The sequence below is a fragment of the Salegentibacter sp. BDJ18 genome (assembly GCF_017579965.1).
Taxonomy (GTDB): Bacteria; Bacteroidota; Bacteroidia; order Flavobacteriales; family Flavobacteriaceae; genus Salegentibacter.
In genome coordinates this window covers 515,808-530,455 of record NZ_JAFLQX010000003.1, presented here as the reverse complement: position 1 = coordinate 530,455, position 14,648 = coordinate 515,808, and the positions used below count along the sequence as shown (strand labels likewise).

Below are 14,648 nucleotides of genomic sequence, written 5' to 3'. Positions count from 1 at the left end.
AGAGCCTTGGGGCAATCCACAAGTTATGAAACGAAAATTTATTAATTCACTAAAGACAAATCTCAGTACAATTAAATCTCGATTATCGAGTAAATATACCAATATTAATTGGCACTCACTTTTTAGAACGCTTTGTTAACTTTTATATTTTAAAACCTCTGAACGTCCCTTTTTGAATATTTTATTACTGTTGCCTTTTCCTTTTCGCAAAGCTTTTTGCTCCTCATAAGGTAAAGCGGCAATTTCCATACAATCTTTAGAACAGCAATTATTCATTTTCTCTGCACATTCTTCACACTGAATAAAAAGTAAATGACAGGCTTCATTTGCGCAGTTCACGTGCTTATCGCAAGGTTTTCCACACTGGTGACAGTGCGCAATTACTTCTTCTGAAATCTGCTCGGCGCGGCGATGATCAAAAACGAAGTTTTTTCCTATAAATTTATTTTCCAGTTTTTGGTTTTCAACCTGGCGGGCATATTCAATAATTCCACCTTCCAACTGATACACATTTTTAAAACCTTTGTGTTTATAATATGCGCTAGCCTTCTCACAACGAATTCCGCCGGTGCAGTACATTACCAGGTTTTTATCTTCTTTATGCTCTTTTAGATCATTTTCAATAATGGGCAAAGAATCTCTAAAAGTATCTACATCTGGAGTAATTGCTCCTTGAAAATGACCAATTTCACTTTCATAATGATTTCGCATATCTACCAAAACAGTGTTGGGATCGCTAATAAGTTCGTTGAATTTTAAAGCATCAACATGAACTCCTTTATTGGTTACGTCAAAAGTCGCGTCGTTCAATCCGTCAGCAACTATCTTTTTACGCACTTTCACTTTCAGTTTTAAAAAGGCTTTGGCGTCGTGTTCTATGGCGATATTCAGCCTAACACCTTCCAAAAAGTAGATATTATCTATAAACTCTTTAAATTCTTCAAAACGTGTTGCAGGAACTGAGAGTTGGGCATTAATCCCTTCGTGGGCTACATAAATACGGCCAAGCACATCCATTTGGTCCCAGGCAATAAAAAGGTGATTTCTAAATAAATGTGGATTGCCAATTTTGGCGTAGGCATAAAAAGAGAGCGTTAAACGGTCTTCTCCCGCTTCGTCTATAAGTGCTTCCCTCTCTTTAGCGCTTAATTTATTGTACAGTTGCATGCTATACTAATTAGTTAAGGTTAAAGATATTTTTTGCAAAGATACTTAAAATTGAAGGAAGAAAAAATGCCCTGAAAAGTCATTTCCCAGGGCATTTTTTGTGTGGCTAATTCGGTTTGTAATCTTTTTTACTTTGTTTCATAAATTAGATTTTTAGATTCTAGCCACCATCAACCCGGCAACTTACGTTCAACAAAATAATTGCTGAAGTACTACAACCACCAGGCATAATCAGACTTTTTTTCAAAAATCTCATAGGCAGGGTTAATTTTTAATTTTCACTCGAAAATCGAGATTTAAAACATTTTTTACAAATTCAAATATGCTTTAAACCTCAGGTTAGACAGTAAATATACAAAAGCTGCCCATATAAAATTGTGATGAAGGAAAACTTATAGTAATTTAGCAACTCTCTAAATAGATTATTCAAATTATGAGCAACGATAAAGAAAAAGAAGCAAAATTAAAGGCCTTAAAGCTTACCCTGGACAAAATGGATAAAACCTATGGAAAGGGTACCGTTATGAAGATGAGTGACCAGGCCATATCTGATGTAGATGCGATTTCTACGGGTTCTTTAGGCTTAGACCTGGCTATGGGTGTAGGCGGGTATCCAAGAGGACGGGTTATAGAAATTTATGGACCGGAATCTTCGGGTAAAACCACTTTAACTTTACACGCAATTGCCGAGGCACAACAAAAAGGAGGTATTGCTGCTTTTATTGATGCAGAACATGCTTTTGACCGTTTTTATGCTGAAAAACTTGGCGTAGATATAGAAAACCTAATTATTTCGCAACCCGATAACGGGGAGCAGGCTCTAGAGATCACCGATAATTTAATTCGGTCTGGAGCTATAGATATTATTGTGATAGATTCGGTTGCAGCGCTTACTCCTAAAAGTGAGATTGAAGGAGAAATGGGAGATTCTAAAATGGGATTACACGCCCGTTTAATGTCCCAGGCCCTTAGAAAACTTACCTCTTCAATTAGTAAAACCAATTGTACCGTAATCTTTATTAACCAGCTTAGGGAAAAGATTGGGGTAATGTTTGGAAATCCTGAAACCACTACCGGTGGTAATGCCCTTAAATTTTATGCTTCGGTTCGATTAGATATTAGACGTTCTACGCAAATAAAAGATAGCAATAGCAATGTAATGGGTAATAAAACCCGGGTAAAAGTTGTAAAAAACAAAGTGGCCCCACCTTTTAAAATGGCTGAATTTGACATTATGTATGGCGAAGGAATCTCTAAAATTGGTGAGATTATAGATATTGGGGTAGATTATGAGATCGTGAAGAAAAGCGGTTCATGGTTTAGCTACGAAGACACTAAATTAGGCCAGGGCCGTGATGCGGTAAAAATCTTGCTAAAAGACAATCCAGATTTAATGGAAGAACTTGAAGAAAAAATTAAAAATGCTATAAAAGTAGCCAAAGAAGCTTAGTATCAGCAATTAAGTTCACTTAGCTTTTTGTATTTTTAAAAGCAAATAATAATCAAATCTTAAAGATCCCTTAAAATGAGGGATTTTTTTGATGCTGGACGCAACCTTTTCATTCATACTGCATCTATGAAATAGATAACCCTAAAATAATTATTTTAAAATGAAAAGAATTGCCTTATTAATGGTCCTGGCGCTAAGCTTTTACAGTTGTGACACAGATGATGACGGTCCTAACGTAGCTTACGAAGTTGCAGAAATTACTGCCTATGAATTACCCGAATATTTTGAAACAGGAGAGGATTATGAGATTGAAGTCACCTATGAGCTAGCTGATGCATGTCATACTTTTGCAGGTTTTGAACAAGGTCCTTCTGAGGATGAAGATGATGAGGATGTTATCTTATATTACATCCACGCATTGAGTTCATATGACCCTAACTTAATTGAATGCAACGAAGAAGGCGAACTCACTGAAACTCGACTTGCCCGAAATGATTTTAGAGTAGCTTCTAATACAGAATACACTACTGTTAGGTTTATGTTACTAAGAGGTGTATCTTCTACTAACGAAAGTGATTACATCACAGTAGATGTGCCAATTGGAGAGCCGGAAGATGAAACTCCAGAAGAGAATACTAACGAATAACAATCTAAGTGAGTGAGTTTAGAAAAACTCATACTTCAGTGTAAAAAACAGGATATTAGGGCACAGGAAAAGCTTTACCGTATGTACTCCGGTAAACTTTTTGGCCTGTGCCTTAAATATTCTAATAACTACCAGCAGGCCGAAGACAACCTGCAGGATGGTTTCATTACCATATTCAATAAAATAGATCAATATGAAGATAAAGGATCTTTTGAAGGCTGGATGAAACGAATTGTGATAAATACCACCCTACAAAAGCACCGAAAAGAAAAATATTTTGAAATCATTAATGAAAACCTCCTGGAAGATCCGGTTGTGGAAATTGATGACGATGAAATTACTACCGATTTTCTATTAGAAAGCATTCAGGAATTACCTGAACGTTATCGCCAAATTTTTAACCTCTATGCGTTAGACGGATTTTCCCACAAAGAAATTGCCGAAATGCTAAACATAAGTGTTGGAAGTTCAAAATCTAATTTGGCCCGCGCCAGAAATATTTTGAAAGAAAAAATAGAAAACCACCTCAACGATAATAAGGTGCAATCACTATGAAAGAAAGAAAGAACATAGACCGGCTCTACCAGGAAAAGTTCAGGGATTTTGCCCCCGAACCACGACCTGAGTTATGGGATAATATTGCCGGCAAGCTGCAGGAGAAAGATAAGAAAAAGCCTTTTATAATTCCGTTATGGTTTAAAGTTGGCGGTGTTGCCGCGGTTTTAGCATTAATGCTGGGCGGCTATTTTTTTAGTCAGAATAATTTTACCAATACCGAAGTAGTTTTTGAAATAGAAGAAACTGCAAAACCCCAAATAAATTTACCCGAAATCAATAAAAATGAACAGTTTGTAAATGCTTCAGAAATTCTCAAAAATGTTAATGGACCTACTTTTTCAACTTCTGAAGGTGCCAACACCTCATCAGCTAATAACAATTCGGCTTTAGCTTCAGAAAATACTAATTCAGAAGCAACAAAAACTTCTAATGATTCAGCTGAAGAACAAAAATCAGGAAATACCGCAGCTAAATTAAATGAGCAAAATTCAGCAATAGCGGGAGAAGATCATCAGGATTCCGAAGAAGAAAATTATAAAAATCAGGATTTCATCAATCCAAATTCAAAAAACGAACAGCCTGAAGCAATTGCCGAAAACAGTAACGAAAATACTGAGAAAGAAGAAGCAATTTCCCTTAAAGACAGCCTGGAAGTTGCAGAGCAATTAGCCCAAATTGAAGAAGAAAAAAACCTTGATAAGGAAGAAGAATTAATTGCAGAGGCTTCTAAAAAGAAACTACGCTTAAGCACTTTTGCGGCTCCTGTTTTTTACGACAATATTGGCAGTGGGAATGCAATAGATCCGCAATTTGCCGGCAATAATACCAGCTCGCAGGTAAGTATGGCTTACGGGATGAATTTAGCTTATGCTATTTCAGAAAAAATTAAAATAAGAAGCGGAATTTCTAAAGTTGCGATGAGTTATAATGTAGAAGATATCGTCTTCTCCGCGTCTATAAATCCAAATACCATTAGTTCTATAAATTATGAGTCTGGGGGAAATAATGTGCAGTTAGAGAATGCGGCACCAAGCGGTCTACCGGGCCATAGTGATAGGAACAATTCTAACTTTACATCTGTCAATAATATGGCATTACCCGGCGAGATAAATCAGCAATTTGGTTTTATTGAAGTTCCGTTAGAAATAGAATACAGCCTGATAGACAGTAAAATTGGGCTTAACTTAATAGCGGGAGGAAGCAGCTTGTTTTTAGACCAAAACAGCATACAGGTAAATACCAACAATCAAAACACCAGGATTGGTGAAGCCAACAATATTAATAAAGTAAGTTTTACCACGAATGTTGGTGTGGGATTAGATTACAAATTAACCGATAGTTTTAAGTTGAATGTAGAACCTATCTTTAAATATCAACTTAATACTTTTGATGATGCTCCCGGCGTACGCCCATTTTACTTTGGCGTGTATTCTGGAATAAGTTTTAGTTTTTAACACCTATGTAGTGAGTGGAATCCTTCAGAAATTTTATTCTGAAGGATTTTCATTCTTTAAATCTTTAGAAAGCTCTTCAAATATTACCTGCCGGGTTTTATTTCTTAATTCCCTTCTATCTCCAGGCTCCATTCCTTGGGTATTAATAAATTGGTGGATTTTTACTCTAAGCTTCCCCGGTGATCCTGAAATAAATTTATACGAAAAACGCTTTTTATTATCGTAAAAAGTAATGGGCACAATGGGAATATGATGCGCAATTGCCAGTCTAAATGCTCCATCTTTAAAAGTGTCTAAAACCAGCGATCTATCTGCTGGCACGCCTCCTTCAGGGAAAATACAAATGCTTTCACCCATATCTAATCTTCTGCGAGCCTCAGTAACTACGTCCTGTTTACTTTTAGCGCAATTTCTATCTACGGTAATATTTGTTTTTCGGTAGAAAAAGCCAAAAATAGGAATCTTTGCCAGCTCTCTTTTTCCCACAAAAATAAATGGTTGCTTAATAATAACCAGCATCATCATAATATCTATCATAGAAGTGTGGTTGGCAACCAACATATAATTCTTCCTGGGGTCAAGCTGTTGCATTCTGGTAATTTCAGGATAAAAACCCATTCCGTATAAGATACATTTTGCCCAAATACGAGCGCAAACATAATATTTAGGATAAAGTCTTTCAGAAGAAGAGAAAACTACAAGCACGGGAAACATTACTAAAATTGGTAATACAAGAAGAATATAAAACCAAATTCTCCATAAAATAGTAAGTATTGTGCGTAGCATGTTCATAGAAATCAAAAGTACTAAATTGAACCGAGGGAATTCCGCAAAAAAAGTACCTTTGCAGAAAACAGAAAAAGCAGATGTCCAGAATTCTTACAGGAGTACAAAGTACAGGAACTCCACACTTGGGAAATTTATTGGGAGCAATTTTACCGGCTATAGAAATGGCCAATAAACCCGGTAACGATTCTTTTATTTTTATTGCAGATATGCATTCGTTAACCCAAATAAAAGATGCCGAAACCTTAAGAAACAACACTTACTCTGTGGCCGCAAGCTGGCTGGCTTGCGGTATAGATATTGAAAAAACGGTTTTTTACCGCCAAAGTGATATTCCGCAAACGGCAGAGCTTTCCTGGTATTTAAGCTGTTTTTTTCCTTTTCAACGTTTAACCTTAGCGCATTCTTTTAAAGATAAATCTGATAGATTAGAAGATGTAAACGCGGGGCTTTTCACTTACCCAATGCTAATGGCGGCCGATATTTTACTTTACGATGCCGAAATTGTGCCGGTAGGAAAAGACCAGCTTCAGCATTTGGAAATTACGCGAGATGTTGCTTCCCGTTTTCATTCAAAAATGGGCGAAACTTTTGTAATTCCTGAAGCGAAAGTCCAGGAAAATACGATGTATGTTCCGGGCACTGATGGCGCTAAAATGAGTAAATCTAAAGGTAATACCATAAATTTATTTGTAACCGATAAAAAACTTCGGAAACAAATAATGGCAATCGCTACCAATAGTACTCCTTTAGAAGAACCTAAAAATCCTGATACCTGCAATGTTTTTGCATTATACAAATTAGTAGCTTCTGAAGAACAAATCGCTGAAATGCGAAAGAACTATGAAGCAGGTGGATTTGGTTACGGACACGCCAAACAGGCTTTATACGAAGTACTTTTAGAACAGTTTGAAGAACCCAGAAAAAAATATGATTACTACATGAATAACCTTGAGGAGCTTGACAAAGCCCTGGAAGTTGGCGCTGAAAAAGCGGGAAATGTAGCCAATGAAGTTATAAAAAGAGTACGAACAAAAGTGGGTTACTAAATTAATTCAAATAGTTTACCGGGTAAAGGGCGTACCACGCCTTTTAATTCCATATTAATTAAAATACCCGCAGTTTTATATGAGGGAAAGTTACAGTTAAGCGCAATGCTATCTAACTGGGCTTTCCCTTCTTTTTGTAAAAATGCAAATACGCTATTTTCTTCATCATCCATGTCTACAAAAAGCTGTTTTTGAACGGCTTTTGTCTCTTTCTCTGGTTGCCAGTTTAAGAGATAAACCAAATCTGCCGCAGAATTTAATAATTGCGCTCTTTGGGATTTTATTAAATTATTGCAGCCTTTACTCAATTTATCTGAAGGTCTTCCCGGCACCGCAAAAACTTCCCGGTTATAAGAATTCGCAATATCTGCAGTAACCAGTGAGCCGCCTTTTTCGGCACTTTCTATAACCACGGTTGCTTCGCTTAAACCTGCGATTATTCTGTTTCGTTTTAAGAAATTATTCCTGTCGAAGTTATCACTGCTCCAAAAATCGGTAAAAAAGCCTCCGTTTTCTTCTACCGAAGCTACATATTTATGATGAACTCTAGGGTAAATCTGATCGAACCCATGCGCCAAACAACCAATTGTTTGTAAATTATTAGCAATGGCTGCTTTTTGAGCGGTAATATCTACTCCATACGCAAAACCCGAAACGATTACCGGGTTTAACGGACTCAACTCTTCGATGAATTTTTCACAAAATGCGATCCCGCTTTGTGTAATCTTACGGGTTCCCACCACACTAATTATTCTTTGATTCTTTAAGTTGATATTTCCACGTTGAAATAGCAATACCGGGCCGTCTATACAATGTTTTAATTTTTCAGGATAGTTTTCATCCTTAAAATAAAGCGTTTCAATATTGTTCTTTTCAATAAAATTTAGTTCCTGCTCGGCTGCTTTTAGGTGAGAAGCATCAAAAAAATCTTTTAAGCGAGAAACTCCAATTCCGTCAATTTTAAGTAAAGTTTGTTTCTTTTGCTCTAACACATTTTTTGCCGACCCAAAATGCCTTATCAGTTTTTTGGCAAGGGTATCTCCCAGGTTTGGAATGTGTTGCAAGGCCAAAACATACTGTAACTCTTCAGCAGACATATTTCGATTTTCATTAAAATTACAGAAAAAAAGGTTTGTTAATAAAATTTCTTTGGGTAACTTTAGGAGGATTAAAATAACACCTTATTTTTGCGGCAATGAAGATAGCTAACTACATACAGGATTTACTTTATCGTTACGAATGCGTAATATTGCCCGGCTTTGGGGCCTTTCTTTCCCAAAAGGAGCCGGCTTATATAGACAAAGAAAGTGAGGTTTTACATCCGCCGAAAAAGGTAGTTTCCTTTAATTCGCAGTTAAAGAAGAACGATGGGCTTTTAGCAAATTATATTGCTGCCACACAAAATGTGTCTTATTCTACTGCGGTTAATAAAATTACTGATTTTGTAAGTAAACTGGAAGAGTCTTTTAAAGAAGATGGCAAGGTAGAACTGGAGAATATTGGCCGTTTTTATTATGCCGAAGAAAAACTTCAATTTGAACCTGTTGAAAAGGTAAATTACTTAACCGATTCTTTTGGGCTGGAAAACGTAAAAGCTTCTGCGATAAGTCGGGAAGTTTACAAAAAGCAGGTTGAAGAACTGGAAGAAAAAGCTCCAATACATTTCACTCCAGAAAGAAGAAAATCTCCTTCTTATCTTAAATATGCCGCTCTTGGACTTATTGCTTTGGGAATTTCGGGATTTGCAGGATTAAATATTTACAGCAGCCAGGTTTCTCAACACAATATTGCCGAACAACAACAAGCGCAGGAACAACTGCAGGAGCAAATTCAGCAGGCTACTTTTATAATTGATAATCCATTGCCGGCGGTTACTTTTAATGTAGCTAAACAAACCGGAAATTACCATATTGTAGCCGGTGCATTTCGTGTAGAAGAAAATGCAAAAACAAAAGTTACAGAACTTAGAAAAGAAGGCTATAAAGCACATCTTCTTGGCGAAAACAAGTATGGTCTTCACCAGGTTGTTTATGCAAGTCACGAAAAAAGACGTGATGCAATAAATATGCTACGCAAAGTAAAATCTTCTAACGAAGGTGCGTGGTTATTGGTGCAGGAACTTTAATAGTTCTTTAAGCGGTAAATTGCGCAAAGCATCTTATTTTTGCCCAAAATTGGCAAAATGCAGGCAAAACACCCAAAGGAATCCAGAACAACTTTAACCGATTTGGTTTTACCAAGTGAAACCAATCCCCTAAACAATCTATTTGGTGGCGAACTACTCGCCAGGATGGATCGTGCTGCCAGCATTGCTGCAAGAAGGCACAGTCGCCGTATTGTGGTTACTGCCTCAGTAAACCACGTGGCTTTTAATAAAGCTGTTCCCTTAGGAAGTGTTGTAACGGTAGAAGCTGCAGTTTCCAGAGCTTTTAAATCTTCTATGGAGATCTTTATTGATGTTTGGGTGGAAGATCGCGAAAGCGGAAACCGTTCTAAAGCTAATGAAGCCATCTATACTTTTGTAGCCGTAGATGAAACCGGTTCTCCTGTTGCCGTTCCTCCTTTAGATCCCGAAACAGAACTTGAAAAACAACGTTATGACGCTGCCTTAAGAAGAAAGCAACTTAGCCTTGTACTTGCCGGTAAAATGAAACCAAATGAAGCCACAGAGCTTAAAGCTTTATTTAAAGACTAACCGTCTGGGTTTTGTAAATGAAGCCTTACTCCAAAACCAAGCAGTAATAAGCTGTGTTTGTTAAAATAATCATCCAGAACTGGCGGAGTATCAATATCCATTCTGTCCCAACGTAATGTTGCCTTAATAAAAATAGCTCCAGTTTTATCAAACCGATAGCCTAACTCGCTTCGCAACATTAAACTGTTTCCATTTTCAGTAAAACGAGAATCTGGGGCGCGGTTCACATTATTAACCTCCCCAAAACCGGCCAGGGTATGTAAGTTCCATTCTTTATTAAAAGCGTGATAATAACCAAGATGAAGTCCCAAATAATGACTGGTAATACCTTTTACTGCTCCGGTATTATTGATGTCCTCTCCTTTTAAATTTCCACCCATAAGGCTATATTCTCCACCAATTATCAAGAATGGTAATACAAACCAATTAAAATCCAGGCCAAAACCTAATTGAGAATAGTTCTCCCAGCTTGAATTATTTACACTATAACCTCTAAAAAATTCTCCTACAAAAAATACGGTTTCAGGATCTGTAGCTACATATTGATTTCTGTGAGGTTCAGGAAGAGTATCTTGCGCAGTAAGTAACAACGGAAAAAAGATTGCGATTGGGAAAAGCTTAAAAGTTGAATTCATAAACCGGGTTTTCAGGAGATACTTCAACATTTATTGTATCGTAAACGGCTTCAGCGCTAAATTTATAATAAAATTGAATACTGCTATTCGCTAGCGTGGGGGTTACAATGGTCATTTCTTCTTCGCCGGGTAACAAACGATTCCAATATTCTCTTTCTGTTTGAAACCGCAAGGAATTATCGTCAAAGAAATTACTATTTAAGCCCTGATAAAATTCGGTAGCCGGATATGAAAACCTATAAAACAAGGTATCGTTTCTCGCGGTAGTATTTTCAATCCTAAGCTCAAACCGTTGGGTTTTAGGCAGGTTTATATTTATAAGCTCAAAAGAATTTCCACGCGATCCTATGGAATCTAAAAAATGTACAGTAGCGTAATCAAGATCGTAGTTCTCATGATCTGGGTGATTTATACTTACGCCATAAAAACTATTATCGGTATCTAAACTTACAAAAGAAAATTCCCCTGCCACACTGGTAAAACCCTCGCCCAGGATCTCTTCAGGTCTGGCATTTAGAATAGTACTTTCAGAACCCGAAGCGATAACATTTATGTTTTCTAAAGGTGCATTTTCGGTATCAAGAATATTTCCTGAAATCTGCATTCTTTTGTCGCCAACCACCGAAACACTATGATCGACACAACTTACGAGTAAAACCAAACTAAAAAGAAATACTGCTTTTTTCATAGGCAAATAACCAGGCTTATACTTTTAAGATGCAAAAAAACGATAAAGGTTGCGTCGGGAAGTTACATTTCCAGGATCCAATCTGCCGGATCCATCTTCTGCATGTTTTTGTAAATCAGGAAGTGTAAAGTAGTTTTTCCTGAAGTTCGGCTTGTAGCCACGGCGCCCAATTCCTGCCCGGTATTTACCACGTCTCCTCTTTTCACAAAAACTTTCTCAAGATTATCGTAAATAGTTATGTAATCTCCGTGCCTTACCATAACCGCTTTATTAGCTCCTTTCAACACCTGAACTTCACTCACAGTCCCGTTAAAAACAGCGCGGGCTTTTCCGCCGGGATCGGTATCAATATTTACCCCGTTATTATTAATACTAATCGTTTTTACAACCGGGTGAGGTTGTTTTCCAAAACGGGAGGTAACAACACCGGACCTTACCGGCCAGGGCAAACGCCCTTTGTTTTTTACAAAATCGGCTGCGAGAGCTTTTGCTTCGGGAGTTAACTCGTAAACATCTCTTTCAGCAGAACCACTTTCTTCGTTGGATTTTGCAATAGACTCACGAATCATTTTCTCAATTTGTGCGTCTATTCTATTTATCTCCTGCTGTTTCTGTCTTATTTGTGCAGCAAATTCCCCTTCTTTACTTCTAATATTCTGCATTAAATCTTGCTGTGCCTTTTTATTTTTTTCTAATTGGGCACGGGTTTGCCTGTTCTCGGCGATAAGGGCATCTTTTGTTTCTTTTTGGTCGGCTAAATCGGCGTTTAGTTGCTGTAATTCTTCTGTACGCGCCTGTATTTCATCGCCCTGTTGTTTTCTGTAGTTTGTGTATTGCTTCATATATTGCAGGCGTTTATAAGCCTGCAAAAAATTTTCTGAAGAAAGCAAAAACATAATTCTACTTTGAGTAGATTTACTTTTGTAAGATTTCTCAATCATACGCGCATAATCTTCCTTAAGCTGTTCTAATTCCTGCCTAAGACGGGAAATTTTATTTGTATTTGCACTAATTTGATTAGTAAGAAGGTTTGCTTGCTGGTTGGTTACTTTTATTAAATTCTCTGTGCTTCTAATTTGTTGATCCAGGTCTTCTACCTGGCTTAAAACTGAACGCTCTTTTTGTTTATTACTGCTTCGTAATTCATTTATGCGCGTAATTTCATTTCTAAGTTCTATCCGTTTTTTTTCAAGCGCCTCCCGGGTAGTTTGAGCTGATAGATTTCCCGCAGAAAGCAGTAAAAATATTAAGCAGAATAAGATGTTAGAAAATTTCTTAAACTTCATTATAGACTAATTTCTTCATAACCGGACGGAATATCAAAAGGAAAACTCAATTCTTCTCGATCAAATTCAAGAGAGCGGTATGTGAGTTCTATCCTGGTGCTGCTTCCAGCTTCATTAGCAATAATATTAATTTCTTCCGGAAAAATCTTTCCTTCTACTTCCTGAAAATCCGAATAAGTTACCGTTACACTTTTATTCTCCTGGGTTTGCGCCAGTTGCTGGGCAGCGGTTTTAAAATTTTTGGGATTCAACAGGAACATTTTCTTTATTAATCCTTCTTCAGCAGGCATAAATTGAAAGCCTTTGGCGGTTTGAGAGAATTCAAATTCTCCTTCCCTAAGATCGTAAATTGCCTGCCCTATTAGCAAATTTTGAAGTTTTTGAAAATCTAAAGGTGTCCCTAACAAATCACTTAGCAATCTAAAATCACCATCAAAATAAGTTTGACTCACTTTTTCGTAATAGCTCACTCGCGAAGGGGTAATGTAGGCTTTTGCCACCGGGAATCCCAGCACTGAAGCACTCATCCAAATCGCCTTATCTTTTTCCATTCTAAAACTAAGATTTACCGATTGGGTGCGTTCTTCGCTTTGATAAACCGTTCTTAATTTTCCGCTTAGGGTTTTAAAATCGGTTTCAGAATTATAATGACTTTCTATAATATTAGCGGCTTCGGCATTTTTAGTAGCAATCCCTTTTACTCCTTTTCGGCTTCCGCAGGAAACCACAAAAAGGCTTAACAATACCAATCCTAAAATCTTTCTATACATCTATTCAATTTCTTTAATTAATGCTTCGGCCTTCTTCAAAAATTCAACCGATTTTTCTTCTTCTCCCAGTGCTTCATGTGATTTGCTTAATTGGGTATAGAAGTCTACCTGCATTTTGGGACTATCTATTAAATAATCCAGGCCAAATGTAAGTATTTCTATGGCTTCCCGATATTCTTCCAGTTGATTTAAAGCAATTCCCTGTAATAAAAACAAAACAGGTTGTGCGGGAAATACTTCCAACATTTCCTTACTCAAATCCCGGGCCTCTTTATACTTTTCTAACTCTATTTGTAATAAAATAGTATTCTTAACTAACTGAAAATCTTCGGTACTTTCTGCCAGCCCAGCTTCAAAAAAATTAAGGGCCTCTTCAATTTCGCCTCTATTTAAATAATATTGTCCCAATTGGCCGTAGAGTTTTGGGGCGTTCTCACGTTCACTAAGCATTTTGCTTACCTCCATTAATTCCTCTTCAAATTCTGGATTATTATCTACAAAGAGCAGAAAATCGTTTAGTACTTTAAATTTAGATTCAGGATCTATTTCTTCACTTTCAAAAACAATTTTCATTGAATTTACAGCGTCTTCTGGTTCTTCCCTTTCCAGGTGAAATTTATAAAGTGCCAAATGTACAAGGCTTGATCCAGGATTTGCAGTTAATAATTCTTGTGCAATATTGTAAGCTTCTTCATTTTCCCCCAAATCACTGTAGATATAAATGAGGTTGAGATAATTCTGTTCGCTTTCAGGATTATTTCTAATACTTTCTTCCAGATTTTCTATTTGTGCCGCGGTATCACCGGTGCGGGCAAAAATTTGTCTTCGTAATTTATTTCGGTATGTGCTGGGGCCTTCCTGTTGGTCTAGTTCATCTATAGTTTGCAATGCCTCGTCATACTGCTGATTCAGTAAATAAATATTAGCAAGTTTTTCTTTATAATCACCGTCAAACTTTTGAAGTTTTACCAGGGTTTCTATAGCTGCATTATATTGCTTCGCCCTGGTGTAGCTTTTATAAAGTTCATTTAAAACATCTTCTCTTTCTGGGGCTAACTGATGGGCTTTTTCAAGGTTTGCAATCGCCTTATCATAATTCTCTAATTCATTATAATTTCTGGCCATTTCAAAATACACCACCGGATTACCAGGTTCTAACTTCTGGCATTCTTCTAATGCAAGTATAGCTTTTTCGTAATTTTCAATGCCTTTTTGTTTTAAAGCCTCAAAGAATTGCTCCTGAAATTCATCGGTTACATTTCCAAGATCATCCTGATTTACATCTTCAAGCACCACTTCTTTTTCCTGGGCAAAACTTTGTTGAAAGGAAAACAAGGCTCCTGAAAGCATAGCAATAATGAAGAAGTACTTTTTCATAAATTTTCAGGATAAAATTGAAATAAAGAGGTTGTTTGAAAAATCGGGTTTCATCAAGCTGAACTGGTTTCAGCTTCTAACATTTTT

Annotated in this window: 15 protein-coding genes; 7 read left to right on the top strand and 8 right to left on the bottom strand. The window is 36.9% G+C overall.

The genetic code is table 11. The annotated features are described in order from the left end of the window. Window positions 1-135: 135 nt before the first annotated feature. The gene (locus J0871_RS04775) at window positions 136-1,167 is read right to left on the bottom strand and encodes a rhodanese-related sulfurtransferase (RefSeq protein WP_093304518.1); all 1,032 of its coding nucleotides are present in this window, start codon (window positions 1,165-1,167) and stop codon (window positions 136-138) included. Window positions 1,168-1,600: 433 nt separating this feature from the next. Here J0871_RS04775 and recA point away from each other — a divergent pair, with 433 nt between their 5' ends. The 4 genes from recA to J0871_RS04755 all read left to right on the top strand — a co-directional run bounded on the left by recA (window position 1,601) and on the right by J0871_RS04755 (window position 5,275). Continuing rightward, on the top strand, window positions 1,601-2,617 hold the full coding sequence (recA, locus tag J0871_RS04770; protein ID WP_075325485.1) for a recombinase RecA: 1,017 nt from the start codon (window positions 1,601-1,603) through the stop codon (window positions 2,615-2,617). A 181-nt stretch (window positions 2,618-2,798) separates the two neighbouring features. Beyond that, window positions 2,799-3,263, top strand: coding sequence for a hypothetical protein (locus tag J0871_RS04765; RefSeq protein ID WP_208223857.1), 465 nt, complete (start codon window positions 2,799-2,801; stop codon window positions 3,261-3,263). 12 nt (window positions 3,264-3,275) lie between these two features. Further along, the gene (locus J0871_RS04760; protein WP_208223855.1) at window positions 3,276-3,818 is read left to right on the top strand and encodes a sigma-70 family RNA polymerase sigma factor; all 543 of its coding nucleotides are present in this window, start codon (window positions 3,276-3,278) and stop codon (window positions 3,816-3,818) included. Continuing rightward, complete coding sequence (locus tag J0871_RS04755) at window positions 3,815-5,275, top strand: hypothetical protein (protein WP_208223853.1); 1,461 nt, start codon at window positions 3,815-3,817, stop codon at window positions 5,273-5,275. Before J0871_RS04760 ends, J0871_RS04755 begins: the two co-directional genes overlap by 4 nt. A 33-nt stretch (window positions 5,276-5,308) precedes the next feature. Here J0871_RS04755 and J0871_RS04750 read toward each other — a convergent pair whose 3' ends face one another. Continuing rightward, window positions 5,309-6,061: a lysophospholipid acyltransferase family protein gene (locus J0871_RS04750; protein ID WP_346014328.1), complete on the bottom strand. Its 753-nt coding sequence runs from the start codon at window positions 6,059-6,061 to the stop codon at window positions 5,309-5,311. 80 nt (window positions 6,062-6,141) lie between these two features. Here J0871_RS04750 and trpS point away from each other — a divergent pair, with 80 nt between their 5' ends. Further along, window positions 6,142-7,110: a tryptophan--tRNA ligase gene (gene trpS / locus J0871_RS04745; RefSeq protein ID WP_208223851.1), complete on the top strand. Its 969-nt coding sequence runs from the start codon at window positions 6,142-6,144 to the stop codon at window positions 7,108-7,110. On the opposite strand, the gene dprA is transcribed toward trpS, so the two are convergent. Next, complete coding sequence (dprA, locus tag J0871_RS04740; protein WP_208223849.1) at window positions 7,107-8,207, bottom strand: DNA-processing protein DprA; 1,101 nt, start codon at window positions 8,205-8,207, stop codon at window positions 7,107-7,109. The two genes, trpS and dprA, sit on opposite strands and share 4 nt — an antisense overlap. Before the next feature lie 98 nt (window positions 8,208-8,305). Between dprA and J0871_RS04735 the strand changes: the two genes are divergently transcribed. Both J0871_RS04735 and J0871_RS04730 read left to right on the top strand, forming a co-directional pair. After that, the gene (locus J0871_RS04735) at window positions 8,306-9,235 is read left to right on the top strand and encodes an SPOR domain-containing protein (RefSeq protein WP_208223840.1); all 930 of its coding nucleotides are present in this window, start codon (window positions 8,306-8,308) and stop codon (window positions 9,233-9,235) included. Between the two features lie 57 nt (window positions 9,236-9,292). Next, on the top strand, window positions 9,293-9,805 hold the full coding sequence (locus tag J0871_RS04730) for an acyl-CoA thioesterase (RefSeq protein ID WP_208223838.1): 513 nt from the start codon (window positions 9,293-9,295) through the stop codon (window positions 9,803-9,805). On the opposite strand, the gene J0871_RS04725 is transcribed toward J0871_RS04730, so the two are convergent. The 5 genes from J0871_RS04725 to J0871_RS04705 all read right to left on the bottom strand — a co-directional run bounded on the left by J0871_RS04725 (window position 9,802) and on the right by J0871_RS04705 (window position 14,561). Then, the gene (locus tag J0871_RS04725) at window positions 9,802-10,440 is read right to left on the bottom strand and encodes an autotransporter domain-containing protein (RefSeq protein WP_208223835.1); all 639 of its coding nucleotides are present in this window, start codon (window positions 10,438-10,440) and stop codon (window positions 9,802-9,804) included. The genes J0871_RS04730 and J0871_RS04725 overlap by 4 nt on opposite strands. After that, on the bottom strand, window positions 10,424-11,128 hold the full coding sequence (locus J0871_RS04720; protein ID WP_208223831.1) for a hypothetical protein: 705 nt from the start codon (window positions 11,126-11,128) through the stop codon (window positions 10,424-10,426). Before J0871_RS04720 ends, J0871_RS04725 begins: the two co-directional genes overlap by 17 nt. A 62-nt stretch (window positions 11,129-11,190) precedes the next feature. Beyond that, a complete protein-coding gene (locus tag J0871_RS04715; protein ID WP_208223830.1) occupies window positions 11,191-12,414 on the bottom strand; it encodes a peptidoglycan DD-metalloendopeptidase family protein in 1,224 nt (407 codons plus the stop codon). Beyond that, a complete protein-coding gene (locus tag J0871_RS04710) occupies window positions 12,414-13,184 on the bottom strand; it encodes a DUF4292 domain-containing protein (protein ID WP_208223829.1) in 771 nt (256 codons plus the stop codon). The genes J0871_RS04715 and J0871_RS04710 overlap by 1 nt, the downstream gene beginning before the upstream one ends. After that, window positions 13,185-14,561, bottom strand: a complete 1,377-nt coding sequence (locus J0871_RS04705) for a tetratricopeptide repeat protein (protein ID WP_208223827.1) — start codon at window positions 14,559-14,561, stop codon at window positions 13,185-13,187. Between the last annotated feature and the right edge of the window lie 87 nt (window positions 14,562-14,648).

Excerpts from the sequence above, each read along its gene's own strand:
- J0871_RS04775 (WP_093304518.1), bottom strand. The coding sequence starts at position 1,167 with ATGCAACTGTACAATAAATTAAGCGCTAAAGAGAGGGAAGCACTTATA.
- recA (WP_075325485.1), top strand. The coding sequence starts at position 1,601 with ATGAGCAACGATAAAGAAAAAGAAGCAAAATTAAAGGCCTTAAAGCTT.
- J0871_RS04765 (WP_208223857.1), top strand. The coding sequence starts at position 2,799 with ATGGTCCTGGCGCTAAGCTTTTACAGTTGTGACACAGATGATGACGGT.
- J0871_RS04755 (WP_208223853.1), top strand. The coding sequence starts at position 3,815 with ATGAAAGAAAGAAAGAACATAGACCGGCTCTACCAGGAAAAGTTCAGG.
- J0871_RS04750 (WP_346014328.1), bottom strand. The coding sequence starts at position 6,061 with ATGCTACGCACAATACTTACTATTTTATGGAGAATTTGGTTTTATATT.
- trpS (WP_208223851.1), top strand. The coding sequence starts at position 6,142 with ATGTCCAGAATTCTTACAGGAGTACAAAGTACAGGAACTCCACACTTG.
- dprA (WP_208223849.1), bottom strand. The coding sequence starts at position 8,207 with ATGTCTGCTGAAGAGTTACAGTATGTTTTGGCCTTGCAACACATTCCA.
- J0871_RS04735 (WP_208223840.1), top strand. The coding sequence starts at position 8,306 with ATGAAGATAGCTAACTACATACAGGATTTACTTTATCGTTACGAATGC.
- J0871_RS04730 (WP_208223838.1), top strand. The coding sequence starts at position 9,293 with ATGCAGGCAAAACACCCAAAGGAATCCAGAACAACTTTAACCGATTTG.
- J0871_RS04725 (WP_208223835.1), bottom strand. The coding sequence starts at position 10,440 with ATGAATTCAACTTTTAAGCTTTTCCCAATCGCAATCTTTTTTCCGTTG.
- J0871_RS04720 (WP_208223831.1), bottom strand. The coding sequence starts at position 11,128 with ATGAAAAAAGCAGTATTTCTTTTTAGTTTGGTTTTACTCGTAAGTTGT.
- J0871_RS04715 (WP_208223830.1), bottom strand. The coding sequence starts at position 12,414 with ATGAAGTTTAAGAAATTTTCTAACATCTTATTCTGCTTAATATTTTTA.
- J0871_RS04710 (WP_208223829.1), bottom strand. The coding sequence starts at position 13,184 with ATGTATAGAAAGATTTTAGGATTGGTATTGTTAAGCCTTTTTGTGGTT.
- J0871_RS04705 (WP_208223827.1), bottom strand. The coding sequence starts at position 14,561 with ATGAAAAAGTACTTCTTCATTATTGCTATGCTTTCAGGAGCCTTGTTT.